The following is a 23,937-nucleotide window of genomic DNA, read 5'->3' as shown; positions in this document are numbered from 1 at the left end:
GTGCGCATTGGCGGAGCTGCGGACCACCGCCGAGACGGCGGGGGATGAGGTTGAAATCGGAGAGAACCGGATCCGCCTGTCCCATAAAACGCTGAGCGCTCTCTCCTCGGAAACGGCGGATGCACTTGGCCTCCCCCCCTTGGTGGATCTCACCCTGCGCACGGACGTCGTGGGCCAGATCGGAAGCCCCGATTTCCGCCTCACCCATGACTGGGTACGGGCGGGCCGCAAGGAGATCGCGCACCGGACCGGCGCGATCCTCGAGACCTCGGGCGACGGGTCCGATGGGCTTCGGCGCCTCCCCCGATGGATGCTGGACGCGCTGGAGGTGGCGGACCGGTTCCAGGCCGGCACGGACCTGGACGCGCATTGGGAGGCGCTTGCCCGGTTCCGCCGCGCCCTCGAGCCAGGGGTCCGGATGGATCGGGCCGACGCGGAGGCGCGCCTTGGGAAGGCGCCGCCATTCTGAAACGTGGTTCGCCCGAAGCTCATACTTTGCGGCAACGGCATTCACCGCGGCCCCCGGCCGCAGCGTCTCCGCCACAACCCGCGCCTTCACCTCATCCGGCCAGCGCCGCCGACCGTCCTCGTAGATCACCACGCCAAGTGACCTGAGAAACTCCGTCATAGTCTCCATGGAGAAACTCCTCCCCTGTCTTCCAACGGGAACGGACTCGCAGAACCGGAAAATCACAGGAAGGTGGGGGATGAACACCGTTTACTTTACGACGCAGGATCGGGAGGCGCGGGACATGCTGATGACCCTGATGCTCCAACCGCCCGAGCCGGGCAAGCGTCTCCCGGCAGAAGGCGGCCAGCGCGTCAATCTGGGGTCGGAATTTCATCGTGAAGGACCGGCATAAGCCCTCCGAGGGTGGGGGCGATCCGTCTTGATAGGGCCGCCTCAGACCCAAGGTCCGGCTTGGTCGGAGTCCCATCCGGGCACAGGAACAGATGGCCGGCGCTTTCCGGAGGAAGAACCTCGAGAAGAGCTTCCGCTTCCCTGACCGCCTCCCGGAACCGCTTCGCGATATCAACCGGGTCCACGCCACCCTCGACGTTCAACACGGAAAGATCGCCCGGGGAGATTCGTGCATTCCGCCTGATCTCCTCCAGGATCAACCCGGGCGGCAAGCCGGCATTCTTTCCACTGGCCGCCCAGATCAGAATACCGAGGGGGAGGCGGGTTTCATGCCACTGAAGGACGTCGAAAACATCCCGCGACTCCCTGCGAGACGCGAAAGCGAGGATCTTGTTGGTCGCAGCGTCGGCCCAGTGAAGGCGGAATCCGAACTCCGGATCCATGACGGGAGCGAAAAAATGCCAGGCCGCCTCATGCGCCCAGTCAACCTTGACGGCATCTGTGCCCCGCGAAACCACAGCGCGTACAAAACCGGGCGTCTCCGTTATCGGCGTCACCACATACCCGTTCTCGGACAGGATAATGCAATCGATCTCATAGGTTTTCACGGTGATGGCGGCGCTGTCGTGAAAATAATCGATATCATCCGAAAAACGTCGTCCCTCCAAAGAGGAGATGGACCCCCCCGCCAGGTAAGCGGATCGGGTCTTGCTGGAAGCCAGCAGGCGCATGAGCTCGTACTGAAATGCGGTGAGAGGCATCGCCTTTACCTGGCCGGTGATGACAGGAACGGCCTCAATCGAGCCGCGTAATCCATCGCACCTCGCGGACCGGACAGAAGCTCCTTGTAGACAAGGTGGATGTTGCCCGGATCCGTCGCGGCACGCTTGTCGGCCCACCACAGGATGGCAGGATGAAATCGTTCCCAGATCTCGATCAGCAGCGGACGAAGAAGGTCCTTTTCCGGTTTGCTCGACATCACCCCATCCTCGGTCTGCGCTCTCTTTTCGAATATAGGGGAAAACCCGTCGGAAAGATAGTTTGCCCTCAGTCCAGAGACGGGCGTTGCCGAAGTCGGTGACGGCATCGCCACGCCGGGTAACGATGCGCACGAGGACCGGCACGCCGCCATCGGCGATGTAGACCGCGTCTCGGCCGATGTTCGGATCAGCGAAGAGCGCCGTAAGCGCGGCGGAGAGGGCATCCGGCATGTTTCCTCTTTCCTCAGAAAGGAAGTGATACTATGCTTTCCTCAGATAGGAGAAAGCCATGACCCTTTCCCATCAGATCGCCCGGAGTCCCGAGGCTGGTGCCGTGCTGACCAAGGCCACGCTGCGAGCGGCAGACCGACTTGGCCTTTCTGGCCGACAACTGGCCGACATCGTCGGCGTCTCCGAGGCAACCGTGTCGCGCTGGAAACGGGGCGAAAGCCTGCTTGAGCCGGGCTCGAAGCCCTTCGAGCTTGCGGCCCTGCTTGTGCGGACCTTCCGCTCGCTCGACGCGATCACCGGGGGGGACGAGGCGGTGGCTCGACGCTGGCTGGCCGCTCCCAACACGGCGCTCGCGGCACGGCCCGTGGAGCGGATGGCGCAGGTGCAGGGGCTTGTCGATGTCACGACCTATCTGGACGCAAGACGCGCTCCGCTCTGAGACGCGGCCCTACGCGGGCCCGGCATGGCGGTTCGTCGAGGCCCAGCACCGGGTCTCGACCTTGAAGCTTGTCGACAGCCTCGCCGAACAGGCGGCCCTCGAGGAGATCCTCGAGGCCACGAAGCCGCCCCTGCCGGAGGAATGCCGCGCGCTCGATTACCTGCTGGCCACGCCTTTCCGTTATCGCCCCTATCCGGCAGGATCGCGGTTTCGCCGGGCGGGACTGACGCCCGGCGTCTGGTACGGGGCCGAGGCGCCCGAGACGGCGGCAGCCGAAATGGTCTTCTACCGCTTTCTGTTCTACGCCGAGAGCCCGGAGACGCCCTTTCCCGACGATGCGGCCGAATACACCGCCTTCTCGGCGGCGGTCGCAACGATTGTGGCGGTCGACCTGACGGCCGGGGAACTGGCCACCGATCATGTTGTCTGGACCCACCTCACCGACTTCGCAGCCTGCCAGGATCTGGCCGAGGACGCCCGCGAGATCGGTGCCGAGGTGATCCGCTACGCCTCTGTCCGCGATCCTGCCCGGGGCGCGAACCTTGCCGTGCTGACCTGCCGTGCCTTTGCCGCACCGCAGCCGGTCGAACGACAGGCCTGGCGCATCCGGATCGGCCCTACCGGCGCGCAGGCGCTGCGCGAGCATCCGCGCCTCGGGCTCGAGTTCCCGAAGGACAGCTTCGCCCCGGACCCACGCCTTGCCGGCATGCTCTGGGACCGCCCCCGCGCCCGGTAGGCCTTCCAGCGCGACAACGCGATGCGCAACGCCTTCATGCAGGACCAGGAGGCGCGGGACATGCTGATGATCCTGATGTTCCAGCGCGCGGTTCGGGCGGCTGGGGACGCCGCCTGAGCAAGATGTTGATGGTGGCAAACAATGGGGAATATTCAGGGGCCAGTTCGACGGGACCGGAGCGATCCACGCGCGTCACCTCGTGACGGATACAGGCTGGAAAATCCTGCTTGACCGAGGCCTGGACGTGATCCAGCGCGTCGATCTGATGAACGGCTTCTCGCCGGCCAGCCGTCACCAGGAGGTGCGCCCCGTTCGGGCCTTCGAGGTGACCTATCTCAGGGAAGGGGCGAAAGCGGTCGATCAAGGGCCGCGCCCAGATCTTCATCAGAAATTCTGAAGGACGACATATGGCAGACCGTTCCCCCTCCTCGACAAGCGCGGCCCAGCTCCCGTCCGTCGAGATCCAGGCTGCGGCGGCCCGCGTCGTCGCGGAGAGCGGAAAGACGTCGCGCGAGGACGGCCCGGCTCCCGTGTTTCGCTTGGGTCGGCACGGATGTGCGCGGGGTAATCGATGCGGCGCTATCGTAAGCGACGACCAAGCGTCGCGCGCACGTTCGCCATCGGAATGAAGACGCGCTGCGGGTTCTCGGGGTCGCCGAGCGACCGGAAGCCAAGCTCTTCGTAGAAGTTCCAGCGACGGTCGAAGTGATCGTCCTTGAGCACATCGAGGACGATGGCCGCAGCGCCCATCTGATCGGCGATCCCGAGGCAGCGCCGCATGGCGTCCACGACGAGGGCGGTTCCGAGCCCTTTGCCCTGCATGTCTTCACGCGCCGCAACCGCTCGAATGTAGATGACAGGGATGTCTGGAATGCCAGCGCGTTGCCACTTCTTGGGGCCGAGATCCGCCCGGACGGCCATTGCGCCGAGAGTGTAAAAGTCCAGCACGGCAGGATCGTCGCCGGCTGTGGCAATCCACGCAGCGACCATTCCGGTCTTGATCTGCTCCGAGAGCGACGACTTCAGAAAGTTGTCGATGGGTCCAAAACCGCAAGAGAAGGCGTTGCGATCATGCAGCGCCTTGTCGAATTTTGCGATTGTCAGAGCGGGCGCGTCCGCCGCGGTCTCAGCCGGCATCCTTCAGGAGGCCCTTCGACGCTTCCGCGGCACGAGCCAACCCGGGCACGACCTGACCGGGCGCCTCGACGGCTGCCTTGAATGCATCGAATGCCTGAGCGGGCAAGACAGAGAGGGACACACGTTGCTCGACCTCCTGTGCGCGCAGAAGGGCCGCTTGGCGAATGAAGTCGGCTTCCTGCAGGCCGGTTGCAGCAGCAGCGGCCTTGATGCGCTCTTCATCCGCGCGGTGCATGCGCAATTCCTTGCGCGCTTCCATCTTGCCCGGGGTCGGGCTCACAGTCTCGATGGCGAACATGGCCAGCCTCCTTAGAGTTTTTTCATGTACGGCAAAACGCCGTACATGTCAACGATCATTATTGGTCGGGGCCATCGTCATCGTTCGAGCCTTTAACAACCACCGCCCCTTATCAAAGCATGTGGCGCCAAGCTTGAATAGCTTTCCATCGCTATTCCGCAAGGACGACCTGGCCTGATCGGGCAGGTCTCCGGAATGGCGCCGGAGCCCGGACCGAAGGGCAGATCAGGCCGCGGGTTCCTGCCCGGCGCAAAGCCTGATACCCGGGCGGCCATTCGCATTCAGCTCCTCGTTCATTTTCCGGACCATCGGCGCGACCGGATGCACGAAGCGATCAGAAGCCGGAAAACACCATATCGAGGGCGCCGCGGATCTCGTAATCGAACTCGGAAAGGTCTGCGAGTGGCTCCCCCTGGAGCAGCGCCGATGGAATTGCGGCCATCTCGGCCGTGTGCAGGACGTATGCCGAACCATCGATCTTGAAGGCCGGCTCAAGGCGCCCGATGGCCGTCGGGCCGGTCTCCGACGGCACGAGCGGTGCAACGACCCGTGTGCCGGTCTCGATCAGATCCGTCTGGAGATCGAGCACAAGCCTGCCGCCGGCAATGCGAAAAACCTGGAACTGCGCCATCAGTCGATCTTCAATACCTGAAGCTCAGCCAGGGGCGTCCCATTCGCCTCTATCCAGGCGCGCCGCTCTGCGATTGCGCCGGCATTTTCCTCGGCCCAGGCGTCTGCTTTCGCCTTGCGAACGGCCGCGGCAAGCGCGGCATCGCTGATGGCCGAGACATTCAGGCCCAATTCTCGCGCGGCAGCCAAGGTGGCCGCGGTGAGAGTGACGTTCGTGCGCTGCTTTTCAGACGTGGCTTGCGGCATGGAATCCTCGTGGAACACACGAATAATACACATCCGAAATGTTCACATCAAGAGACACTCGTCAAGGAATACTTGACAACTGCCGCCGGCGGGAAATCCTGCAGAACCCTGCGCGACAACCTCGACGCCACCCTGGCCGTGGGCTTCCGCGCCCCCGTCTTTGGGGCCCGGCATTCTGCAATCACGACGCTTCCTGTCGACCCAAAATATGGCAAGCCTTGCCAGGGATTTTGACATTCCTTGTCAGCGTATGATACGATTTTCGGTTGAAGGAGGATGACCCATGGCAACGATGAATGTGTCTCTGCCCGATCCGATGAAGGCCTGGGTTGAAGCGCGGCTGAAGGACGGCAGCTTCAGCAATACGAGCGATTATGTGCGCCACCTCATTCGTCGTGACCAGGAGCGCGCACAGGCGATCGAGGCTTTGCAGGGCGCGATTGACGAGGGTGTGAAGAGCGGCGCGCCCGAGCCCTTCGATTTCAAGGCGTTCAAGGCGCGGATGCGGGAGCAGCATGCCCGCAAGTAGTCTGACCGCCTACCGGCTGACACCGGCCGCCCGGAACGACCTGGAAGACATCTGGCTTTACACGGCGAAGCGGTGGTCGATGGTGCAGGCCGACCGCTATACCGACATTCTGGAAGATACCTTCGACCGGTTGCTCTTCATGCCGGAGATGGCACGCGAACGTCCGGAGTTCGATCCGCCTGTCCGCATCCATCCAAGCGCTGAGCATCTGATCATCTACCGGATCGAGGAAGGTCGCCTCGTCATCTTGCGTATCCTTGGTGCAGGGCAGGACTGGCAAGCGATCCTGAGGGCGGTGGACCAATGAAGATCCCCGCGCGGAAGGCTTGGCATCAGGGCTCCGGCAGGCCGTCCTCGGACGGGCTTTCTTCGCAATCGCTTGCATGCAGGATTCCGTAGGTCTGGTCCGGCGCCACCCGGGCGCGCACCCAGGCATCGATCGCCTCATGCCCCTCCGAGGAGGCCGCGGCCGCGATGATCATGTCGGCAATCTCCATGTCGCTGGCTTCCAGGCGGTAGCCATTGCCGGCCAGGGTCATCACCAGGGAGCCGTAGGCGGTTCGCTTATTGCCGTCGATGAAGGCATGGTTCTTGAGGATCGCATGGCACAGCATGGCGCCGGCCTCGATCGGGTCCATCTCCGTGTAACCGATCGCCGTCTGCGTGCGCCCGATCGCGCTGTCGAGCAGCCCCTCGTCGCGCAGGCCCGGCGCGCCGCCGAAGCGGCGGATCTGGGCATCGTGCAAGACGAGCAGCGTGGCCTTGTCGGGCAGGTTCATTCGGCCAGCTTTCGGTAAGTGTCGGGCCGCGCGTCCATGTCGGCCATGGCGGCCGCAAGCATGCGCGCCTGGGCCGAACTGGCCGCGGAAACCAGGATCCCATCCTGGACGGGCGTCAGGATGACCTCGTCGCCCTCTCCGAGGTTGGCCTTGGCCAGGGCCTCACGCGACATCGTCACGCCAAGCGAATTGCCGACTTTACGGATCTGGGGCATGGGGGTTCCTCCGAGTTGCGGTCATGGAGATGTATTACACTATGTATCACGCCCCGCAGCGCGCGCAAGGCCGGATGCGAATAACTGCCCCCTCTCTCAAGGTATTCCCGGCCCACCGGGCGACTGGTCGGACCGGGGCGGCGTCTCGGCCTTCCTGAAGCGGCCCTCCACGATCTTCTCCAGGACCTCCATCTCGGGGTTGAGGAAGGCGGGCTCATAAAGCCGTGCCTGGGCGCCGCTCACCTTTTGCTCTTCCAGTCTTCCGCGCCAGTTGTCCCGGATCACGGCGCCGATCCGTCCGGCAATGCGAATGCCATCGGCTTCGCCGAGATCGAAGAAGGACGCTGCCTCGATCAGGGCCTCGATGGAGGCGTCGTGGCCGCTCAGCTCGGAAATCGGCGTCTCCAGGCTGCGCTGGCGATCGGGCTGCGGGTTGATGTCGAAGGCGGGCGTAAGCCCCCAGCGGTTGTCCCCGAGGTAGAGGAAGCCGTGGTTTTTCAGGTGATCGTCCGTATTGGCCACCAGGATGGTGAACGCGATCCGGCCGAAAAGCTCCTCGAGGTCGGCACGCGGGTCTTTCGAGATCCGGCGGATGACCTCGGCCATCTCGTCGTAGGTCCCGCTTTCGACGCCGCCCAGGGCGGTCCGGGCCGACATGTAGGGAATCCGGCGATCGCCGCGGCGATCGAAGCGGCGGATCAGGGCCACCGGATGCCGGGTATTGCCGAGCGCCAGCTGCGCCGCCGACGCGCGCAGGCCGGCATCTCGCGCCAGGTTGAGGGTGGCGACCTCGACCTGCTCGATCGGCTTGCCGTCCCGTTCCGACGTGAATTTCGCAATGAAGAGGCCGTCCTCGGCAATCACGTTGGCCTTCGGTCGCGCGCCGCCCAGGGAGCCGACCGCCCCCGTCAGCTCCGCCGCCTCCGCTTCCGCCCGGGCCGGATCGCGATCATAGGCCAGCGCGAGCGCGCGCAGCCGCTCCAGGGGCAATGTCCTGCGGGCAAGCGGCCTGTCCGGATCCGCCATCTGGCGGCCGTCCTCGTCGAGGTAGCGCAAGGCGCCCTGACGGGTACGGTCATCGGACAGGGTCAGGTAGTCGAATTCCGTGAGACCATTGCCAAGCGCGGAGCGCATCAGACTGCGCCCCCAGCTGTCCGGAGTGGCATCAGAGATCACGCCGGGCAAGGCGGCGCGCGGGTTGTCGCGCGTTCCGGAGGAGAAGAAGGGGCCCGGCTGCCGCGGCAAGGATGGCGAGATATCGAAACCACCCTCGAACGACAGCCAGGCGGAGTCATACTCGAAGGCGCTCGATTGGCGCCGGCCGTCGGACTCGAAGCGAAGCGTGCCGACATTCATGTTCCGGGCGCCGATCGTCACGTTCACGATCCTGGATGTCTTGGCCATGGCTCAGAACCCCATCCCGTAACCGTCGTCGTCTTCCGGAATATCCTCGACCTGCTGTTCCTGCGTGATCGGATCGCGCCGGGATCTCACGCGGGAAGGAAGCCGTTCCTGATCGAGCAGCAGACCCGTTTCGTCCTTGCCGGGATCCAGGAGATCTGCCAGTCGCTTTTCTTCCCCCAGGATCAGCAGGACCCGCCCCAGAGCGCCGATCGAGACGCCTTCATCCCCCTTCTCGAGACGCATGAGGGTTTTCCGGTTCATGCCTGCGCGCTGCGCCAGGTCATCGACCGATATGCGCCGCCGGATCCGGGCCGTGCGCAGGTCCGATCCCAGGGAGTGGAGCGCTTTCTCTACGTTTAGGCTCTTCATAAGTCCCTCTTGATGGACTGAAAATACCTTTCGGTCCTCTATATCGGACTTTAGAGAAAATCACAATCCGCGGGGATCATCCCCGGCGAAGCGCCTCGAGCTTGCGGTAGATGTCCGGAAAATGGCCGCGCGTCGCGCGCATCATCTCGGGCAGATGTGGATCATCGGGCGCCAGCGCCTCGACCCAACCGGCCAGGGCCGCCTCGACCTCCGTGCGGGCGCGCCGGCCGGGATTTCCATGAAGCACACGCAGGCTCGCGATGAGCGAAGGCGGAATGGGCTGGCGGGAGGCGGCCCGGAACGCCTCGCCCGCCGTCCTGGCAAAGCGCACCTGGCGCACCCAGCCGTCAAGCGCGGCCTGGTGGCGCGCCAGCGCCTGGCGGATCATCAGGTTGGTCCCGGCCTGGTCCATGGGATCCTCCTTCGAAAACCTTCAATGGGATTTTCTGCCGAAAACGGGCCCTGGCAAGCTGTGCGCCCGTTTTCCGGACCGGGTGTCGCATGCCCGCATCACGGACAACGGCAACACAAGACAGGCACGCCGCGACGCGCGAGGCATCTCGGCATCACCTTTCAGGCCCTGATCTTCTCGATCAGGGTGACGCCGGGCAGCCCCTCGAAATGCGCGTCACAGGTTAGAAGCATCGCGGCCTGTGCGCGGGCGGTTGCGAAGATGATGGCGTCCGCGGTGGCAAGCTTGTGCGCGCGGCAGGCTTCTGCCGCCGCCAGCGCTATCTCGGTGTCGAGCGGCAGCACATGGCAGACCTGGGTAAAGGCAATCACCTGGTCCGCCTTTTCCTCGCCGACCTCGCGCGTCAGCCACTTGGAAAGCTCAAGCTGGACCATGGTCGGCACGAGCCACTCGGCTTGTTCCGGCAGATGCTCGGCAACCTTGGCTCCAGTTCTGGAGTCGATCAGCCATTCGACCCAGGCCGAGGTGTCGACAAGGATCATCAGGCGCGATTCGACCGATCCCGGAAATCTTCGGGGCTGGCGCCTTTCGCGAGCCCCCTGAGGCTCTGCTTCTCCGGGATCGGGACCAGCAACACGCCTGTGCCCTTCGGGATGAACGCGAAGGTGAGTCCGGCCTCCCAGTGATGGGCAGCCCGGATCGCCTTGGGAATCGAGATCTGGAAGTTTGAGGACAGGGTCGCGGTCTCAGCCATGATCATACTTTCCTCTTATCGATACCCCAAACGTAAGACGCCCGCCTGGCGGACGCAATGAGCCTGAGATATGGCGAAAAATCGGATGAACCTCGCCCACCAATCCAGTCGATTGGAGGGGGGGCAGGCGGCAGCCTGATCCCCGACCGTCCCGGCCGGAGTTGTCATTTCAACCACGTGCTGTTGCAATCGGCGCTCTTGCTCAAGCCCCCATTGCAACAGCATGCGCGCCGCGGCCAGGTCTCTTCCCAGGCTGCAGCCGCAATCACACTCATGGCGACGCTCCGACAGTTTTTTTCCGCAGCCGCCCGCAGGCCGGGCAGCGCTGCGACGGCTTCAACTATCGTCTCGGCGCCTTGAGGAACTCTGCACCAGCCACCACCGCTTTATACCGATCATGTTCAGGAATGCGGTCGGGGCCGCATCAAGGATCGATCGGTTCAGACCGGCCTTGGCGGCGACGTTCCGGCCCGGAGCATCGGCCGTGCCGCGCGCCGAGCCGGTCATGGCCCGTCCCTTCCGCTGGTCTGTGAGTTCCCTGAGCTCCGAATGCGGGGCTCACAGTTGCCAATAGGTGGATTCACTCTTTCACCATCTGTTCATGCTATGTCTGTATGAATGGATTGGAATAAGGTATTGTTTTTCAATATCCCCCAGCGGATTCAAAATCCGCCGGTAGCAATACCGTGCGAGTTCGAGTCTCGCCTCGGGCACCAGCTTGAAAAGACAAGGGGACTAGCCGCCAAGCCGGGCGCGCGCGGAATGCCGGTTTTGGGCTGTTCCCACACTGCGTTCCCAGATTCACCGTTCACCCCCTGTTCGTTCCCGATCCTGTAGGCGGCTTATCTTTTGCACAGGGTGAAATGAGGTGAGCGGCGTCGTCGGAGTTGACAGGTAACCGGAAAACGCCGGCGATGTCGGCGGGGCTGCCGCAAGGCCGTGCACAAAACGGCGGGTCAACAGGCCGAACCGCCTAGCGCAGCACTTCGACCAGCCACAGCGAAAGGGACGGGACGGCGGCGATGACGACAAGCCCCAGAACGCTTGCCGCCAGGAAGGGCAGGGCGCCGCGCGCGATGCGTTCGATGGACAGGCGGGTGACGTTGGCCGCCACGTACAGGTTGATGCCCACCGGCGGCGTGAACAGCCCGATGGCAAGGTTCACCATCACCACCACGCCGAACCAGACCGGATCCCAGCCCATTTCGCGCATTACCGGCAGGAAGATCGGCAGCGAGATGAACATGACCGTGATCGCATCCATGAACATGCCCGCGACCAGCAGCACCAGCATGATGACCAGCAGGATCACCCATTCACTATCGCTGAGCCCCAGAAGGGTTTCGGAATAGGTGCCCACCAGATCCTCGACCGTGACGACCCAGCCGAACAGCCCGGCATAGGCCACGACCAGCATCACCACAGCGGATGACGCCGCCGCATCGGCCAGCGCCTCGTAAAGCCCGCGCAGCGTCAGTGTGCGATAGGCGAACGCCCCCACGCCCAGGGCATAGACGGTGGCGACAAGGGCGGCCTCGGTCGGGGTGAAGATGCCCGAGTAGATCCCGCCGAGGATCACCAGCGGCGTGACAAGGCCCCAGAACGCCTGACGAAAGGCCAGCCATAGCCGCTGGCCGTAGGGCAGTGCAGCATGGGGCGTGGGGCTCAGCGCCTCCAGCGTGGGACTGCCGTGCGCCGCGCCATCGCGGCGTGCAAAGGGCAGCGTCGCCAGCATGGTCAGGCCCATGAACAGGCCCGGCAGGATCGCCGCGATGAACAGTTGCGAGATCGAGGTTTCGGCAATCACCCCATAGATCACCAGACCGATGGAGGGCGGAATGACGATGGACAGGGCCGCGCCCGTACAGACCAGCCCCGCGGCATAGGCGCGGGCGTAGCCGTCCTCCTCCATCCCCTTGACGATCATCGGGCCGATCGCCGCGACCGAGGCCGGGCCGGACCCGCTGACCGCGCCCCAGAACAGGCAGACCACCGTGCCGACAACCCCCATGCCGCCCGGCAGCGTCCCGATCAGAACGCGGAAGAACCGGATCATCCGTTCCGCGATCCCCAGCGTGCCCATCAGCGTGCCCGCAAGGATGAAAAAGGGGATGGCCATCAGCGAAAACTTGGTCACGCCCGCGGCGATCAGGTCACCGGCCAGATCAATGCCGAACCCCATCTGCCACATCGCATAGACCGCCGACAGGCCCAGCGAAAAGGCCACCGGAACACGGCAGGCCATCAGCAGGAAGAACAGGATCACCATTTCGGTGCCTGCGCCGAGGTTGGGAATGAGATCAGGCATCGGACATACCGCCGGACGCTTTGCCCGGGTCGCGCAGCGTGACCCAGGCGTGTTGCAGATAACGGATCAGGACCAGCGCAAACCCGAAGGGCACCGCCGCCTGATAGTACCAGGCTGGCACCCCCAACGCATAAGAGCGGATGCCGCTGGACAACTGGTTGGTCAGCGTGACCCAGGAAAACCACGCCGATAGCGCCAGGATCAGGGCCGACAGCGCCGCCGACAGCACGAACAGCGGCTTGCGCAGGGGGCGCGGCAGCAGGTCATGCACCAGCGTCACGGCCAGATGTTCGCCCCGCCGGGCGGCGATGGCCGCGCCGAACACGGTCAACAGAAGAAACCCGTTGGTCAGCAACTCCTCGGTTGCGGCCAGCGAATAGTTGGTGCCGTAGCGCACCACCACATTGGCAAAGCCGATCGCCGTCATGCCCAGGAACAGCACGGCGCAGATGATCTTTTCGGCCTCGTCCAGAAGGAAACGCATCGGCTTGCCTCGTTGTGGCGCGTGGGGGGACAGGCCCGCGCGGGGCGGGCCTGTCCTGTGGTTGGGGTCAGTCAGCCGCCGCGATGGCGGATTGGAACGCCGACACGATCTCGGGGCCGACCTTGGCCGCCCACTCGTCAAAGGCGGGCTTGGTCGCGTCGCGGAACGCCTGCAGTTCCTCGGGGCCAGGCTGGTAGATTTCCATGCCCTTTTCCGTCAGGAACGCGATGCCGTTCGCGGTGCCCTCACGCGTGATCTGGCGCTGATAGGCCATGGCCTCTTGCGCGGCGGTGCGCAGCTTTTCCTGCATCTCGGCGTCGTAGCTGTCCCACTTGGCCTTGGAGATCCCCAGGAAGATCGGGTCATAGGAATAGTGCCAGGTCGTCAGGTATTTCTGCATCTCGTAGACCTGCTGCGGGATGATCACCGCGCCGATCGGGTTTTCCTGCCCGTCGACCACGCCCTGTTGCAGCGCGGTCAGCGTTTCCGACCACTGCATCTGCTGCGGGTTGGCCCCAAGCGCGTTCATCACGTCGATATACATCGGCCCGGCGACGCGCATGTTCAGGCCCTTCATGTCCTCGGGCGCGGTGATCGGGCGAACGTTGTTGGTGACCTCGCGAAAGCCGTTTTCGCCCCAGGCCAGAACGACGATGCCCTTTTCCAGCAGGATGTCGGCCATCATCTGGCCCGGCGCGCCCTGGGTGGTGGCATCCACCTGGTCATAGGACGCGTAGAGATAGGGCAGCGAGAATACCGCCATTTCGGGCACCAGCGGCGTGACGTTGATCGCCGAGGTCAGCACCAAGTCCAGCGCGCCGCGGCCGATCATCTCGGCCTGTTTCATCTGGTCGCCGCCGGCCAGCTGGGCGTTGGGGAAGACGCGCACGCCGATTTCGCCGTCGGTGGCTTCGGCGATCAGTTCGTTGAACTTCTCGGCGCCCTGGTGCCAGGTGGTGGTGTCGCCGACATTGTGCGACAGCCGCAGCGTTTCCGCAGCCGCGGACCCGACCATCACCGCACCTGCGATCATTGCGGCGAGAGCGTTGCGCCCGAGTTTCGCTGTTTTCATCAGAATCCTCCGTTGTGTCGCCCGCGTTCGGGGCTGCTGCGTCGGCTGTCTGTGCCGAACCGCATGAGGCAGCAGAAACCACACGCGAGATTTGCTCACAAGACGCGATCCGCGCGCAACCTTTGCAACATGCTGTGGCAAACCGCGCAGCATTTGTTCCGGGCGGGGTGAAAAGCCGCTTTCTTCTGCGTCTGTCGATGACGGCTGACGCTGCCATTTCCCCCTGCGGTGCGGGCGCGCGCAGGCGCCCCGCACCGCAGGCGCCCCTCTCAGGCCGGTTCTATGGTGACGGACACATCCGCAGGCTTGGCGTAATATGGGGCCGAGGTAACCAGCACGTTCGCGCCGGTCTGGGCGTAGGCGGCGGCGTTGGTGGCGTTGATGCCGCCGGCCGCGGCCAGGCAGCCCGGCCAGTCGGTCAGCGCGGCGGCGGTGTCGGCAACGGCCTCCGGCGCAAACTTCTCCAACTGAATCACATCGGCCCCGGCCTGGGCGGCGCGGCGGGCCTCGTCCAGGGTTTCGACCTCGACCACGACGCGGCGTTCGGGGCAGCGGTCCCGCAACAGGGCGATCTGGGCATGCAGGGCGTCGGGGCCGCCAAAGGCGCGGTGCTCGGCAAACAGCAGCACGGTGTCGGACAGGCCCGTGCGGTGAACCTGCGCGCCCCCCGCCACAACCGCCCTGAGCGACAGCGCCCGCGTGGCCGGCGCGGGTTTGCGCGTGCAGGCCACGGCGATTGCAGGGGCAACCGCGCGGGCCGCATCGACGATCGCCGTGGCAGAGGTGGCGATGCCAGAGGCCCATTCGGTCAGGGTCTGCGCCACCTTCCAGCCGCTGTGCAGCGCCTCGGCCCGCCCCTCGACACGGGCCAGCGGGGCGCCGGCAGCAACCCTTGCGCCGGTCGGTGCCAAAACCTCGGCCTTTGCCCCCAGCAGGGCAAAGATGCGCGCGGCCTCTTCGCTGCCGCAGACGGTCATCGGGCCCCGTGCGCGCATGGTCAGCAGGCCCGGCATGGCCCCGATGCCCAAGCTGCGGGTGGTCAGGTCGCCATAGGGGATATCCTCTTTCAGCAGGCGAAGCAGGGTGTCGTCATCAAGGGGGAGCATGTCGTGTCGGTCCTTTCGGTCAGGATGCCACCGGCGATGCGGACCGAACGATCGGCAAGCGCGGCGGCCTCGGCAGGGTCATGGGTCACGATCAGCGCGGTCATGCCCAGGTCTCGGCGCAGGCTGTCGACCTCACGCCATAGGGTGGCCCGGGTGGCGTGGTCGAGATTGGCAAAGGGTTCATCCAGCAACAGCAGTCGTGGTCGGGCGACAAGCGCCCGAGCCAGTGCCGCGCGCTGGCGTTCGCCGCCCGACAGGCTGGCGGGGCGGCGGTCGGCGCGGTGGGCGATGGAGCACAGGCGCAGGGTTTCGGCCACCCGGGCGGTGCGGGCCGTGCGTGTGCCCCGGTGGAACAACAGCGGCAGGTGCAGGTTCTGTGCCACGGTAAGATGGGGAAACAGGTGCAGGTCCTGGCTCATGTAGCCGATCCCGCGGCGGTGGGGCGGCGTCCCGGTCAGGTCTTGCCCGCCAAGGACAACCCGGCCCCGGTGCGGCAACAGCCCCGCGATGATTTTGAGCAGCGTGCTTTTCCCCGCGCCCGAGGGGCCAAGGATCGCCACAGCCTCTCCGGCCCGCACGCGCAGCGCCAGCGGGGCCAGTACCGCGTTCGCCACGCCCTCAAGCTGCAAGCCGGGCATCGGCATCCCCCCGCAGGCTGTTGTCGCGCTCGGCCGTCAGCAGCCGGATCGCCAGAAGCAGGGCAAAGGCGAGGGCCAAGAGCGTCAGCGCGCAGGCGATGGCGATATCGGTCCGGCCGCTGGCGATGTTGAGGTAGACCGCCAACGGCAGGGTTTCGGTATGCATCCGTGTCGCACCGGCCACCATCAGTGTCGCCCCGAACTCGCCCAGGGCGCGGGCCCAGCCCAGCACCGCCGCAGCCAGCAGCGCCCGGCCTGCCATCGGCACCTCGACCAGCAGGAACGACCACAGGGGCGGCACCCCCAGCGTTGCGGCACTGGTGGCGAAACCGGGATCAACCGCGCCAAAGGCGGCGCGCGCGCTGCGCACGATGACCGAGGTTGCGATATAGGTCTGGGCCAGGACAACACCGGCAGGCGAAAACAGCAGGCCGAGCCCCAGCGTTTGTGCCGCCCCGCCCACGGGCGTCTGGTGGCCCAGCAGAAACATCAGGCCGATCCCCGCGACCAGCGGCGGGGTGACCATGGGCAGATCCAGGGTCGTCTCGATTACCGCCTTTCCGGCGAACCGGCGGCGGGCCAGCAGCCAGGCGGCCGGCAGGCCAAGGGCCAGCGCCAGTCCAAGCGCCAGCAGCGAGGTGCGCAATGACATGGCCACGGCAAAGCGCGTCTCTGGCGAGGATACGGCCTCTGCCAGGGCAGGCAGCGGCAGGTGGCTGACCAGCGCCCCGACCGCGCCCAGGATCGTGGTGACGATCAGCACGAGCGGCAGCCAGACAAGGGCCGAGAGCATCCGCACGCGCCCTATTCCCCTGCCGGGCCGAAGCCCACGGCGGCAAAGGCCGCGCGTCCCTCCTCCGAGGCGAGGAAGGCCACGAAATCGGCCGCGATGCCGGGGTGCCGGGCGGTAGAGAGCACACCGCCGGTGATCTGCTCGGCAGCATAGCAATCGGCCGGGATCGCCACGATTTCGATCTTGCCGCTATGGGGCAAGGCGGCCGAAACCGACAGGATCGCGGCATCAACATTGCCCTCGGCCACGTACAGGGCCAATTGTTGCAGGGTGGTGGCGCGGACCAGCGTGTTGGCGCGGATCGCCTGCGGATCGCCGCAAGTCTGCATGATCTCGTCGGCGGTACGGCCAAGCGCCATCGCCTGTGGATCGCCCAGGGCCAGCCGCAGACCGGGCCGGGCCAGATCGCCCACGCCGCGGATCGTGCCGACCTGCGCCCGGGACACCCCGATCGCGGCGCCGTGGGCGCCCAGAGCCGTAACGCCCTCGATCTGGTGCGCGGCCTCCAGCTTGTCGGAGAAGAAGCGGGTTCCGGCAAGGAACACATCGCCCCGCCCGGTGGTCTGGAACCGGGCCAGGATCTGGCCGGTGCCGCCATATTCCAGGACGACCTCGTGGCCGGTTGCGGCCTCGAACCGTTCGGCCAGGGGCTGGACGGCTGGCCGCAGCCCGGCACCGGAATAGACGAACAGCGTTTCGGCAAAGGCGGCGCCGGAAATGGCCGCTGCAAGGGAAAGGGCAAGACAGAAACGGGCGAGCATCGTTGACTCCTTCGCGGGCTTGGTTTTCCCCGTCACCGGACGGGTTCGGGCCAGGGCGGGGGCTGCCAGGTGGCCGGGGAAATGATCGTGGGCTGCCCCGAACAGCGGCCCGCTAACGTGGCTATTCGCCGGTGCCGTAGCCGTATCCGGCAATGATGGCGCGGGCCTCGGGGCCGTTTAGGAATTCGACAAAGGCGGCAGCAGCCTCGTTTCCGGCCCCTTTTTGCAGCAGGACCGCGTCCTGCCGGATCGGCGCGTACAGGTCTTGCGGGATCACCCAGCGGGAACCGCCCGCATCGGCCGCGACCTGGCTGAGGGCGACAAAACCCAGATCGGCATTGCCTGTCGCGGTGAACTGGTAGGTCTGGCTGATGCTTTTGCCCTGCACGATCTTGGGGGCGAGATCGTCGTAGACGCCCAGTGCGGTCATCACCTCGACCGCGGCCGCGCCATAGGGGGCGGTCTGGGGGTTGGCGATGGCAAGATGGGTAAAGTCGTCGCCCCTCAGCGCCGCGTCGGTCCCGTCGATCAGGTCGGTATCCGCACTCCACAAGACCAGCTGGCCCACCGCGTAGGTGAACCGCGATCCGGGCACCGCGTATCCTTCGGCCTCGGCCCGTTCGGGGCGGGCCTGGTCGGCGGCGAGGAACACCTCGAACGGGGCGTCCTGGGTGATCTGAGCATAAAGCTGGCCGGTCGGGCCAAAGCTATAGGTGACCTGATGCCCGGTTGCCTGGGTGAAGGCGGCGCCGATTTCCTTGGCGGCTTCGGTGAAATTGGCGGCCACCGCGGCGATGGTTTCCGCCGATTGTGCCGGGCCGGACAGGGCGCAGACGGCCAGCAGGGCCGCAGCGCCCCGGCGCAGGGTGTGTATTGCGTTGGTCATGACGGGTTCCTTTCCTTTGGAGGGTCGTGCGCGCCCTCAGGGCAGCGCGATGATGATGTGAGAGGCCTTGAACAGCGCGGTCGCTGTCGCCCCGACCTTCAGCCCCAGGCTGTCTGCGCTGCCGCGTGTGACGATCGCCGTGATGGCGTTGCCGTCGCCCAGATTCAGGGTGATCTCGCTGTTCACCGGGCCGTCCTTGCGGGCGGAAACCGTGCCGGGAAACTGGTTGCAGGCCGACACCCGGCCTGGCGCATCCCCAACCATCAGCATGACGAACGTGGCCTTGATCAGGGCAAAGACCTCGTTGCCTTCCTTCAGGCCCATATCCTCTGCACTGCGTTCGGTGATGACGGCGGCCAGCCGCCGGCCGTCGGAAAGCGCAAGGTCGATTTCCGCGTTCACCGCGCCCTGGGTGATCTTGCTGACCGTGCAGCGGAATGTGTTTCGGGTGCTTGTTTCCATCATTTTCGTCCTGGTCTTGTCGTTTCTTCGGTTTCACTGCCCGCAGTGTCGGCGTGATGGCGGGCGCTTGCCCCGATCCGCTTGCAGCGTGGAAGGGCTATATAGGTGAGCTGCATAACGGTCGGCAAAAACAGCCTGCAAGCCTTTCGTTATTCAGGTCAGCTTAATAACGCTTTTTTTCCCATCGAGCCGCGGCAAACAGCGGTGAAACGCCACACATGGCGGGTTTGGCTCGGTGCTAAACTGGGCGGTCCGCGAGAGGTCGCACAATGTGCGGGCAGAACGAAAACATGCTCATGCAGCCCACCCGGCCCAAGGGGGCGATTCACCGACCGCCGCTATGGTCCATTTGGCGAACCGACATCGGGCAATTGCCGCTCTGACGACCCCGGTCTGCGCTGCGGTGCTTTTGTTGCCAGTCAACTCATCCCGGTGCGCCCGGTTTTCGAGGGCGAAGCCCCAGGCTGGGCGTGCGGCATCCACGATTCGGGGAGGTGGCACTGACGATCCCGGTATATCTGCGGGCACCGGCGGCAGCGCGCAGGGCGAATCGGTCACGTCAGGGAAAGGGGCCTTGTTGCCGCATCGGCGATGATTCTGCCTCCTCAGGTGCATTGACCTATCTCTTGAAACGCTCACCGCATTTTGTGCATTGGTCAGATCTCTTCCTTTAATCGCCTGAAATTCGCCCCAAACGAGGGGTTAAATGGAAACGATCCGAGGTGTAGGGGCGGCGACCCCGCTTTGATTGTTGAGGTTTGGAAGGCCAATGACTCCTGTCAAAGGGTTTCTCCCGACAAGGGAAACAATAAGCTGGTCCAGGCCGAAACAATGTGGTGTTGCCCCGCTGCGGGTGCGGATCCCGCGAATGCCCGATTTGCCCGGGAGGGGCGCAATCTGGTCGTAATCTTGCCAGATTTCGCTTTGTGGGCAGCAGGCGCGGCGGTAACAATAGATGTGTCCTGCTGGGGGGCGCTCTCTGCTGGCCATGGGGGTGGCCGCACAAGTCTTGGGCTCGGTCTTTGTTCAGAGGACCGTCCAATGGCTGGGTGTAAGTGGAAGCTGTGCCTTCCGTCTGCTCATCCGTGTGCGCCCGCCACAGCCGGTTTTTGACGTCAGGGGCTGGAGAGATGAGCGTTAACCCGGACTTGGCCGGGCGGCTGTTCTGTGCGGATTTGCATGGGCGGCGGAGTTGATGGAGGTGCGACATGACCACTAGCGGCGACGGGTCCTCGACCGGTGCGGATTTCGATGCGACCTCCCTGCCGGGGCGGCTGATCGGACTTTGGGAATTTGACGATGGCGCATCCAAGGTGGCTGCCGATACGGGCCTTGACGACGGCGTTGCCCAGAACGGCAGCTACGACGAAGGTGCCAGCAATTACGGCGGCTGGCTGGTGCTGGACGGCTATAACGACCACGTGGATATCGATGGCGAAGACACGCCGTTCGATCTGACCGCGGGCACGATCGAAACCCGCTTCATCGCCGATGCAGAACATTGCGGGTCGGAATTGGAAGGGGGCACCCTTGTCAGCCGTGGCGAATATGACGACCGGGACGACGAAGGTTATTTCGGCCTGGCGACGACCGATAACGGTGCGGTCAAGGTGGTCCATTACACCGGCAGCGTTTCGACCAAGCTGACCACGTCCGACGGTTTCTTCTCGGCCGGGGACGTGGTGACGGTGCGCTACAGCTGGGATGCGATGACAGGGGCCGTGCTGACGGTCGAGAACGAGACCACCGGCCAGTCCGAAACCCTGACCGACGATACGGTCACCGGACTGACCATGGATATCGGCGACAACGACGACGAGAATTTCACCATCGGCGCGCGCGAAGAAGACGATGGTGACTATGACGACCCGTTCGATGGCAAGATTGCCTATGTCGCTGTCAGTGACGCGTCGGTGACAACCGGCGACGGCCTGGTCGAGGGGACCACGGGCGACGACGTGATCGACGCGGCCTATACTGGCGATCCCGAGGGCGACATGATCGATTCGGGCGATGCGATCCTGCCCGGCGAGGCGCCCGACGACGATATCGTTCTGGCTGGCGACGGCGCCGACACGGTGGAGTCCGGTGCGGGCGACGACGAGGTCTATGCCGGTGCGGGTAATGATGACGTGGACGCCGGAACCGGGGACGATCTTGTCTACGGCGGGGGCGGCGACGACACGGTCGAGGGCGGGACCGGCGACGACACGATCTATGGCGACGGCGGCAATGAACCGACGATTGCCACGATCACCTTTGAGGGCGAAGAGGCCGGGTATCTCAATACCATGGGGGTCTACACGATCGACCCCGACACCGGCGAGATCACGAATGTCGAGATCGCCTTTGAAAATACGTCCGAGCCGGGGTCTGGCGGCGATCTGGAGCCGGGCAGCAGCTATACCTATGTGACCGAACCCGGGGCGCAGGTCGGTGTCTTCCTGATCTCGCAAGGGGCCTCGCTGAACGATTACGATGCCCTGGGCGAGGGGACTTACGTCTTTCAGGATGCCAGCGGCAATCCCGCGACGGTGGATACGGTCAATCCGGTGCTTGTCTTCGTGGCCGAGGATGGCACCGAAACCGTTCTGGATGGCGATGTCTTCCACACCGCCGCCCACAGCGGGAACGAGGCGCTGAACCCCGATGGGTTGGTGCACACGGCCGGTTTCAGTGAAAACGCCGACGGCTCTGTCACGCTGGGCTTTGAGGATGTCGACGGGCTGGGCGATCAGGACTATGACGATCCGGTCTTTACCGTGGCGGTTGAGGGCGCCGGGGCGAGCTTTGACAATGCCCATTACACCGTTGAAAACGCGTCCGAAACAGTGGTCGAGGGCAACGATACCCTGACCGGCGGCGAAGGCGACGACACCATCTTTGGCGGCGGCGGCGATGACGTGATCGACGGCGGTGCCGGCACCGACAATGTGGATGGCGGCACGGGCGACGACACCATCTACGGCGGTGGTGACGACGATGTGCTGAGCGGCGGCGCCGATCAGGACACGTTCTACATCAACTCCACCGGCGAAGCGGGCGGGTCGGCTGACAGCACCGTCGACGGCGGCTCTGAAGGGGTGGATTGGGACACGCTGGACCTGCGGCCGCTGACCGATAACGGCTGGACCGTCGACAACCTGGCGAAAACCACCGACAGCGATGGCAATGGCTTTGACGGGCAGGTGACCCTGGTCAATTCGACCACCGGGGAAAGCTCGAACATCAACTTCACCAATATCGAGGAGATCATTCCCTGCTTTACCCCCGGCACGCTGATTGCGACGCCGAGGGGCGAACGCCCGGTGGAAGAGCTGCGCGAAGGCGACAAGGTCATCACCCGCGACAACGGCATCCAGGAAATCCGCTGGATCGGGTCGACGCCGGTGCCGACGGACCGTCTGGCCCGGGATACCCACCTGGCGCCGGTGCTGATCCGCGCGGGCGCGCTTGGCAACGGCCTGCCGGAACGCGACATGCTGGTCAGCCCGCAACACCGGGTGTTGATCGCCAGCGACCGTGCGGCGCTGTATTTCGAAGAGCGTGAAGTCCTGGTCGCGGCCAAGCACCTGACCGATGACGGTGGCATCCGCGTGGTCCGTCCCGAGGGTCTGACCTACCTTCACTTCATGTTCGACCAGCACGAGGTCGTGCTGTCCAACGGCGCCTGGACCGAAAGCTTCCAGCCCGGCGATTACACGCTGGGCGGGATGGGCGATGCACAGCGCAGCGAGATCTATGAACTGTTCCCCGAGCTGCGCACCGACGTTGGCCGCCGGGACTATGTCGCCGCGCGCAAGACCCTGAAAAAGCACGAGGCTTTGCTTCTCAACCAGAACTGATCGTGGTGCAGCCGGGCCGGGGGCCGCCCCCCCGACCCGCGTTGGCGGGGCCGCTGGGGGATGCGCGGCCCCGCCCAAAACGTCGCACCGGCTGGACAGCCGCGAAGCGAGCGGGCAAGTTGATCCCGTTCCCACTTTGGCGCGCGAAGGAATCGGCCATGTCCGACGATACCGAAACCTGGCATCTGATGCCGGTGGCGATCCTCGCCATCCTCTGGCACCTGGCTGGGGCGGTGGATTATCTGCTGACGCAATACAGCATCGCCCCCTATCTGGTGCTGTTCACGCAACCGCAGTCCAGCTTTTTCACCGCGCTGCCGCCGTTGGCTGATGGCGCCTGGGCCACGGCGGTCTGGGGCGGGTTGCTGGGGGCGGTGCTGTTGTTCCTGCGCTCTGGTATCGCACCGTGGGTGCTGGGGGTCGCGGCGCTGGCGATGATCGTTTTGGGGGTGTGGTTGATGGGCTTTGCCACGCCGCCGCTGGCCGACCTTGCCGGACCGGGGGGCGTTGCCCTGCTGGTGACGGCGACGGTGATTTCGATCAGCTTTTACCTTTATGCCCGGCGGATGCGGGTGGCCGGGGCTTTGGGCGAAGACGCCTAACCCTGCTGCTGCCGGGATTGCCACGCGGCCCAGTCTGCCGGTGTATCCAGGTCCGTGATCGCGGCGCGACCGGCCAGGGGGATCAGGCGGACGTTTTCCCGTTGCAACAGGGCGCGCGCCCCGGCGTCGCCCCTCAGCCCTGCGAGCGCGGGGAAAAGCCGCGCGGGCAGGATCGCCGGATGGCCTGGGATGCCTGCCATGTCGGTTGCGCGCAGGGGGCGTTCGGGCACCTCGGCAAAGGCCCGGGCGAGCCTGGCGACGTGCGATGCGCCAATCTCCGGCATGTCGGGCAGCATGACCATCAGGCCGGCCGCATGTGCCGCCTGCGCGGCCTTGGCCCCCGCGCGCAGCGAGGCGGCCATACCCTCTTCCGCGTCGATCTCGGCAATGGTGAGTGGCCCGGCCAGCCCGGCAAGCGCGGCCGCGCGCGCTGTCGCCCGGCCACGGGGCAATGTTGCCAGAACGCGCTGGCCGGTGGCCAGCGCCGCGCGGACCTGGCGGCGCAACAACGGTTCCCCGTCCACGGGCATCAGCAGCTTGTCCTGCCCGCCCATGCGGGCCGAGCGGCCAGCCGCAGGCAGGAGGATCAGCAGATCAACCATGTCGTTCCCTTCCGGCACAACACATCCTACATCCCGGCGAAATCCGCTGCGAAGGGGAAAGTGGAAAAACCACCGACGCTCCGTTAACCTTGGTTAACGTTCGGGGGTGTTTGCCATGTCAATTCGGGCTTTTCTGCTTGCGGTCACGGTTACATTTGCGGCGGGCGGCGCGGGGGCGCAAGCCGCCGCCACGGCGGGGACCGATCAGGCGACCGCGCTGCGCAGCCTCTACGGCAGCCATCTGATCAAGGCGGCCTGTTGCAAGGTCTGCAGGAAGGGCAAGGCCTGCGGCGATACATGCATCAGCCGCAGCTATACCTGCCGCAAACCCCCGGGCTGCGCCTGCGACGGCTGATC

General features: G+C 65.1%; 32 protein-coding genes and 1 pseudogene. 9 read left to right on the top strand and 24 right to left on the bottom strand.

Annotated elements, in window-relative coordinates:
- Window positions 1-7: 7 nt before the first annotated feature.
- Window positions 8-469, top strand: coding sequence for a hypothetical protein (locus EV656_RS16785; protein ID WP_242468978.1), 462 nt, complete (start codon window positions 8-10; stop codon window positions 467-469).
- Between the two features lie 15 nt (window positions 470-484).
- Here EV656_RS16785 and EV656_RS16780 read toward each other — a convergent pair.
- Both EV656_RS16780 and EV656_RS08860 read right to left on the bottom strand, forming a co-directional pair.
- Window positions 485-628: pseudogene (locus EV656_RS16780) on the bottom strand (transposase); the annotation flags it as partial.
- Window positions 629-822: 194 nt separating this feature from the next.
- Window positions 823-2,073 carry a head-tail joining protein gene (locus EV656_RS08860; RefSeq protein ID WP_132602445.1) on the bottom strand — a complete coding sequence of 417 codons (1,251 nt, stop codon included), beginning with the start codon at window positions 2,071-2,073 and terminating at the stop codon, window positions 823-825.
- Window positions 2,074-2,131: 58 nt separating this feature from the next.
- Here EV656_RS08860 and EV656_RS08855 point away from each other — a divergent pair, with 58 nt between their 5' ends.
- The 3 genes from EV656_RS08855 to EV656_RS08845 all read left to right on the top strand — a co-directional run bounded on the left by EV656_RS08855 (window position 2,132) and on the right by EV656_RS08845 (window position 3,645).
- Window positions 2,132-2,512, top strand: coding sequence for an antitoxin Xre/MbcA/ParS toxin-binding domain-containing protein (locus EV656_RS08855; RefSeq protein ID WP_132602442.1), 381 nt, complete (start codon window positions 2,132-2,134; stop codon window positions 2,510-2,512).
- Window positions 2,472-3,248: an RES family NAD+ phosphorylase gene (locus EV656_RS08850; RefSeq protein ID WP_132602438.1), complete on the top strand. Its 777-nt coding sequence runs from the start codon at window positions 2,472-2,474 to the stop codon at window positions 3,246-3,248. The genes EV656_RS08855 and EV656_RS08850 overlap by 41 nt, the downstream gene beginning before the upstream one ends.
- A 100-nt stretch (window positions 3,249-3,348) precedes the next feature.
- Entirely contained in the window at window positions 3,349-3,645 is a 297-nt protein-coding gene (locus EV656_RS08845) for an MIT C-terminal domain-containing protein (protein WP_274610531.1), read from the top strand.
- 182 nt (window positions 3,646-3,827) lie between these two features.
- Here EV656_RS08845 and EV656_RS08840 read toward each other — a convergent pair whose 3' ends face one another.
- The 4 genes from EV656_RS08840 to EV656_RS08825 all read right to left on the bottom strand — a co-directional run bounded on the left by EV656_RS08840 (window position 3,828) and on the right by EV656_RS08825 (window position 5,592).
- Window positions 3,828-4,385 carry a GNAT family N-acetyltransferase gene (locus EV656_RS08840; protein ID WP_132602435.1) on the bottom strand — a complete coding sequence of 186 codons (558 nt, stop codon included), beginning with the start codon at window positions 4,383-4,385 and terminating at the stop codon, window positions 3,828-3,830.
- Window positions 4,375-4,683, bottom strand: a complete 309-nt coding sequence (locus EV656_RS08835; RefSeq protein ID WP_132602432.1) for a type II toxin -antitoxin system TacA 1-like antitoxin — start codon at window positions 4,681-4,683, stop codon at window positions 4,375-4,377. The genes EV656_RS08840 and EV656_RS08835 overlap by 11 nt, the downstream gene beginning before the upstream one ends.
- Before the next feature lie 334 nt (window positions 4,684-5,017).
- A complete protein-coding gene (locus tag EV656_RS08830; RefSeq protein WP_132602429.1) occupies window positions 5,018-5,314 on the bottom strand; it encodes a CcdB family protein in 297 nt (98 codons plus the stop codon).
- Window positions 5,314-5,592: a type II toxin-antitoxin system CcdA family antitoxin gene (locus tag EV656_RS08825; RefSeq protein WP_242468959.1), complete on the bottom strand. Its 279-nt coding sequence runs from the start codon at window positions 5,590-5,592 to the stop codon at window positions 5,314-5,316. Before EV656_RS08825 ends, EV656_RS08830 begins: the two co-directional genes overlap by 1 nt.
- Window positions 5,593-5,842: 250 nt before the next feature.
- On the opposite strand from EV656_RS08825, the gene EV656_RS08820 reads away from it, so the two are divergent.
- Both EV656_RS08820 and EV656_RS08815 read left to right on the top strand, forming a co-directional pair.
- Window positions 5,843-6,088 (top strand): type II toxin-antitoxin system ParD family antitoxin, encoded by a 246-nt coding sequence (locus EV656_RS08820; protein ID WP_074218292.1) that lies wholly within the window; start codon window positions 5,843-5,845, stop codon window positions 6,086-6,088.
- Window positions 6,075-6,395: a type II toxin-antitoxin system RelE/ParE family toxin gene (locus EV656_RS08815; protein WP_074218293.1), complete on the top strand. Its 321-nt coding sequence runs from the start codon at window positions 6,075-6,077 to the stop codon at window positions 6,393-6,395. The genes EV656_RS08820 and EV656_RS08815 overlap by 14 nt, the downstream gene beginning before the upstream one ends.
- A 25-nt stretch (window positions 6,396-6,420) precedes the next feature.
- Here the strand turns inward: EV656_RS08815 and EV656_RS08810 are convergent, their stop codons facing one another.
- The 17 genes from EV656_RS08810 to EV656_RS08735 form a co-directional block, all read right to left on the bottom strand.
- A complete protein-coding gene (locus tag EV656_RS08810; protein ID WP_132602423.1) occupies window positions 6,421-6,867 on the bottom strand; it encodes a type II toxin-antitoxin system death-on-curing family toxin in 447 nt (148 codons plus the stop codon).
- On the bottom strand, window positions 6,864-7,082 hold the full coding sequence (locus EV656_RS08805; protein ID WP_132602420.1) for an AbrB/MazE/SpoVT family DNA-binding domain-containing protein: 219 nt from the start codon (window positions 7,080-7,082) through the stop codon (window positions 6,864-6,866). Before EV656_RS08805 ends, EV656_RS08810 begins: the two co-directional genes overlap by 4 nt.
- Window positions 7,083-7,178: 96 nt before the next feature.
- Complete coding sequence (locus EV656_RS08800) at window positions 7,179-8,486, bottom strand: type II toxin-antitoxin system HipA family toxin (RefSeq protein ID WP_243695691.1); 1,308 nt, start codon at window positions 8,484-8,486, stop codon at window positions 7,179-7,181.
- A gap of 3 nt (window positions 8,487-8,489) precedes the next feature.
- Window positions 8,490-8,855, bottom strand: a complete 366-nt coding sequence (locus tag EV656_RS08795; protein WP_132602417.1) for a helix-turn-helix domain-containing protein — start codon at window positions 8,853-8,855, stop codon at window positions 8,490-8,492.
- Between the two features lie 76 nt (window positions 8,856-8,931).
- Entirely contained in the window at window positions 8,932-9,267 is a 336-nt protein-coding gene (locus tag EV656_RS08790; RefSeq protein WP_132602414.1) for a hypothetical protein, read from the bottom strand.
- A 161-nt stretch (window positions 9,268-9,428) separates the two neighbouring features.
- On the bottom strand, window positions 9,429-9,809 hold the full coding sequence (locus tag EV656_RS08785; protein WP_132602411.1) for a type II toxin-antitoxin system VapC family toxin: 381 nt from the start codon (window positions 9,807-9,809) through the stop codon (window positions 9,429-9,431).
- Window positions 9,809-10,021, bottom strand: a complete 213-nt coding sequence (locus EV656_RS08780) for an AbrB/MazE/SpoVT family DNA-binding domain-containing protein (protein WP_132602408.1) — start codon at window positions 10,019-10,021, stop codon at window positions 9,809-9,811. The genes EV656_RS08785 and EV656_RS08780 overlap by 1 nt, the downstream gene beginning before the upstream one ends.
- Before the next feature lie 336 nt (window positions 10,022-10,357).
- Window positions 10,358-10,528, bottom strand: a complete 171-nt coding sequence (locus tag EV656_RS16720; RefSeq protein WP_200276461.1) for a hypothetical protein — start codon at window positions 10,526-10,528, stop codon at window positions 10,358-10,360.
- Between the two features lie 466 nt (window positions 10,529-10,994).
- Window positions 10,995-12,329 carry a TRAP transporter large permease gene (locus EV656_RS08775; RefSeq protein WP_132602405.1) on the bottom strand — a complete coding sequence of 445 codons (1,335 nt, stop codon included), beginning with the start codon at window positions 12,327-12,329 and terminating at the stop codon, window positions 10,995-10,997.
- Window positions 12,322-12,813, bottom strand: coding sequence for a TRAP transporter small permease (locus tag EV656_RS08770; protein WP_132602401.1), 492 nt, complete (start codon window positions 12,811-12,813; stop codon window positions 12,322-12,324). The genes EV656_RS08775 and EV656_RS08770 overlap by 8 nt, the downstream gene beginning before the upstream one ends.
- Before the next feature lie 67 nt (window positions 12,814-12,880).
- Entirely contained in the window at window positions 12,881-13,885 is a 1,005-nt protein-coding gene (locus tag EV656_RS08765; RefSeq protein WP_132602398.1) for a DctP family TRAP transporter solute-binding subunit, read from the bottom strand.
- A gap of 269 nt (window positions 13,886-14,154) precedes the next feature.
- Complete coding sequence (modD, locus tag EV656_RS08760; protein ID WP_132602395.1) at window positions 14,155-14,991, bottom strand: ModD protein; 837 nt, start codon at window positions 14,989-14,991, stop codon at window positions 14,155-14,157.
- Window positions 14,952-15,629, bottom strand: coding sequence for an ABC transporter ATP-binding protein (locus EV656_RS08755; RefSeq protein WP_200276478.1), 678 nt, complete (start codon window positions 15,627-15,629; stop codon window positions 14,952-14,954). Before EV656_RS08755 ends, modD begins: the two co-directional genes overlap by 40 nt.
- On the bottom strand, window positions 15,610-16,422 hold the full coding sequence (locus EV656_RS08750; RefSeq protein WP_132602389.1) for an ABC transporter permease: 813 nt from the start codon (window positions 16,420-16,422) through the stop codon (window positions 15,610-15,612). Before EV656_RS08750 ends, EV656_RS08755 begins: the two co-directional genes overlap by 20 nt.
- A gap of 11 nt (window positions 16,423-16,433) precedes the next feature.
- The gene (modA, locus tag EV656_RS08745) at window positions 16,434-17,183 is read right to left on the bottom strand and encodes a molybdate ABC transporter substrate-binding protein (protein WP_132602386.1); all 750 of its coding nucleotides are present in this window, start codon (window positions 17,181-17,183) and stop codon (window positions 16,434-16,436) included.
- 121 nt (window positions 17,184-17,304) lie between these two features.
- Window positions 17,305-18,069 carry a molybdate ABC transporter substrate-binding protein gene (modA, locus tag EV656_RS08740; protein WP_132602383.1) on the bottom strand — a complete coding sequence of 255 codons (765 nt, stop codon included), beginning with the start codon at window positions 18,067-18,069 and terminating at the stop codon, window positions 17,305-17,307.
- A 36-nt stretch (window positions 18,070-18,105) separates the two neighbouring features.
- The gene (locus EV656_RS08735) at window positions 18,106-18,534 is read right to left on the bottom strand and encodes a TOBE domain-containing protein (RefSeq protein WP_132602380.1); all 429 of its coding nucleotides are present in this window, start codon (window positions 18,532-18,534) and stop codon (window positions 18,106-18,108) included.
- A gap of 1,205 nt (window positions 18,535-19,739) precedes the next feature.
- Here EV656_RS08735 and EV656_RS08730 point away from each other — a divergent pair.
- A complete protein-coding gene (locus EV656_RS08730) occupies window positions 19,740-22,376 on the top strand; it encodes a Hint domain-containing protein (protein ID WP_242468961.1) in 2,637 nt (878 codons plus the stop codon).
- A 158-nt stretch (window positions 22,377-22,534) separates the two neighbouring features.
- Window positions 22,535-22,978, top strand: coding sequence for a hypothetical protein (locus EV656_RS08725; protein ID WP_132602377.1), 444 nt, complete (start codon window positions 22,535-22,537; stop codon window positions 22,976-22,978).
- Here EV656_RS08725 and EV656_RS08720 read toward each other — a convergent pair.
- Complete coding sequence (locus EV656_RS08720; RefSeq protein WP_132602374.1) at window positions 22,975-23,580, bottom strand: nucleotidyltransferase family protein; 606 nt, start codon at window positions 23,578-23,580, stop codon at window positions 22,975-22,977. The genes EV656_RS08725 and EV656_RS08720 overlap by 4 nt on opposite strands.
- Window positions 23,581-23,695: 115 nt before the next feature.
- On the opposite strand from EV656_RS08720, the gene EV656_RS08715 reads away from it, so the two are divergent.
- Window positions 23,696-23,935: a hypothetical protein gene (locus EV656_RS08715; RefSeq protein WP_132602371.1), complete on the top strand. Its 240-nt coding sequence runs from the start codon at window positions 23,696-23,698 to the stop codon at window positions 23,933-23,935.
- Window positions 23,936-23,937 lie beyond the last annotated feature (2 nt).

Source organism: Rhodovulum adriaticum (genome assembly GCF_004345735.1).
GTDB lineage: Bacteria > Pseudomonadota > Alphaproteobacteria > Rhodobacterales > Rhodobacteraceae > Rhodovulum > Rhodovulum adriaticum.
This window is presented reverse-complemented; position numbering and strand designations above follow the sequence as displayed.

What these genes read in the sequence shown, in the direction of transcription:
- EV656_RS08725 (WP_132602377.1), top strand. Translation starts at nt 22,535, where the DNA reads ATGTCCGACGATACCGAAACCTGGCATCTGATGCCGGTGGCGATCCTC.
- EV656_RS08825 (WP_242468959.1), bottom strand. Translation starts at nt 5,592, where the DNA reads ATGTGTATTATTCGTGTGTTCCACGAGGATTCCATGCCGCAAGCCACG.
- EV656_RS08790 (WP_132602414.1), bottom strand. Translation starts at nt 9,267, where the DNA reads ATGGACCAGGCCGGGACCAACCTGATGATCCGCCAGGCGCTGGCGCGC.
- EV656_RS08770 (WP_132602401.1), bottom strand. Translation starts at nt 12,813, where the DNA reads ATGCGTTTCCTTCTGGACGAGGCCGAAAAGATCATCTGCGCCGTGCTG.
- EV656_RS08820 (WP_074218292.1), top strand. Translation starts at nt 5,843, where the DNA reads ATGGCAACGATGAATGTGTCTCTGCCCGATCCGATGAAGGCCTGGGTT.
- EV656_RS08860 (WP_132602445.1), bottom strand. Translation starts at nt 2,073, where the DNA reads ATGCCGGATGCCCTCTCCGCCGCGCTTACGGCGCTCTTCGCTGATCCG.
- EV656_RS08735 (WP_132602380.1), bottom strand. Translation starts at nt 18,534, where the DNA reads ATGATGGAAACAAGCACCCGAAACACATTCCGCTGCACGGTCAGCAAG.
- EV656_RS08755 (WP_200276478.1), bottom strand. Translation starts at nt 15,629, where the DNA reads ATGCCCGGCTTGCAGCTTGAGGGCGTGGCGAACGCGGTACTGGCCCCG.
- EV656_RS08800 (WP_243695691.1), bottom strand. Translation starts at nt 8,486, where the DNA reads ATGGCCAAGACATCCAGGATCGTGAACGTGACGATCGGCGCCCGGAAC.
- EV656_RS08765 (WP_132602398.1), bottom strand. Translation starts at nt 13,885, where the DNA reads ATGAAAACAGCGAAACTCGGGCGCAACGCTCTCGCCGCAATGATCGCA.
- EV656_RS08785 (WP_132602411.1), bottom strand. Translation starts at nt 9,809, where the DNA reads ATGATCCTTGTCGACACCTCGGCCTGGGTCGAATGGCTGATCGACTCC.
- modD (WP_132602395.1), bottom strand. Translation starts at nt 14,991, where the DNA reads ATGCTCCCCCTTGATGACGACACCCTGCTTCGCCTGCTGAAAGAGGAT.
- EV656_RS08830 (WP_132602429.1), bottom strand. Translation starts at nt 5,314, where the DNA reads ATGGCGCAGTTCCAGGTTTTTCGCATTGCCGGCGGCAGGCTTGTGCTC.
- EV656_RS08730 (WP_242468961.1), top strand. Translation starts at nt 19,740, where the DNA reads ATGACCACTAGCGGCGACGGGTCCTCGACCGGTGCGGATTTCGATGCG.
- EV656_RS08750 (WP_132602389.1), bottom strand. Translation starts at nt 16,422, where the DNA reads ATGCTCTCGGCCCTTGTCTGGCTGCCGCTCGTGCTGATCGTCACCACG.
- modA (WP_132602386.1), bottom strand. Translation starts at nt 17,183, where the DNA reads ATGCTCGCCCGTTTCTGTCTTGCCCTTTCCCTTGCAGCGGCCATTTCC.
- EV656_RS08795 (WP_132602417.1), bottom strand. Translation starts at nt 8,855, where the DNA reads ATGAAGAGCCTAAACGTAGAGAAAGCGCTCCACTCCCTGGGATCGGAC.
- EV656_RS16720 (WP_200276461.1), bottom strand. Translation starts at nt 10,528, where the DNA reads ATGACCGGCTCGGCGCGCGGCACGGCCGATGCTCCGGGCCGGAACGTC.
- EV656_RS08840 (WP_132602435.1), bottom strand. Translation starts at nt 4,385, where the DNA reads ATGCCGGCTGAGACCGCGGCGGACGCGCCCGCTCTGACAATCGCAAAA.
- EV656_RS08775 (WP_132602405.1), bottom strand. Translation starts at nt 12,329, where the DNA reads ATGCCTGATCTCATTCCCAACCTCGGCGCAGGCACCGAAATGGTGATC.
- EV656_RS08810 (WP_132602423.1), bottom strand. Translation starts at nt 6,867, where the DNA reads ATGAACCTGCCCGACAAGGCCACGCTGCTCGTCTTGCACGATGCCCAG.
- EV656_RS08780 (WP_132602408.1), bottom strand. Translation starts at nt 10,021, where the DNA reads ATGGCTGAGACCGCGACCCTGTCCTCAAACTTCCAGATCTCGATTCCC.
- EV656_RS08815 (WP_074218293.1), top strand. Translation starts at nt 6,075, where the DNA reads ATGCCCGCAAGTAGTCTGACCGCCTACCGGCTGACACCGGCCGCCCGG.
- EV656_RS08805 (WP_132602420.1), bottom strand. Translation starts at nt 7,082, where the DNA reads ATGCCCCAGATCCGTAAAGTCGGCAATTCGCTTGGCGTGACGATGTCG.
- EV656_RS08850 (WP_132602438.1), top strand. Translation starts at nt 2,472, where the DNA reads ATGTCACGACCTATCTGGACGCAAGACGCGCTCCGCTCTGAGACGCGG.
- modA (WP_132602383.1), bottom strand. Translation starts at nt 18,069, where the DNA reads ATGACCAACGCAATACACACCCTGCGCCGGGGCGCTGCGGCCCTGCTG.
- EV656_RS08720 (WP_132602374.1), bottom strand. Translation starts at nt 23,580, where the DNA reads ATGGTTGATCTGCTGATCCTCCTGCCTGCGGCTGGCCGCTCGGCCCGC.
- EV656_RS08855 (WP_132602442.1), top strand. Translation starts at nt 2,132, where the DNA reads ATGACCCTTTCCCATCAGATCGCCCGGAGTCCCGAGGCTGGTGCCGTG.
- EV656_RS08835 (WP_132602432.1), bottom strand. Translation starts at nt 4,683, where the DNA reads ATGTTCGCCATCGAGACTGTGAGCCCGACCCCGGGCAAGATGGAAGCG.
- EV656_RS08715 (WP_132602371.1), top strand. Translation starts at nt 23,696, where the DNA reads ATGTCAATTCGGGCTTTTCTGCTTGCGGTCACGGTTACATTTGCGGCG.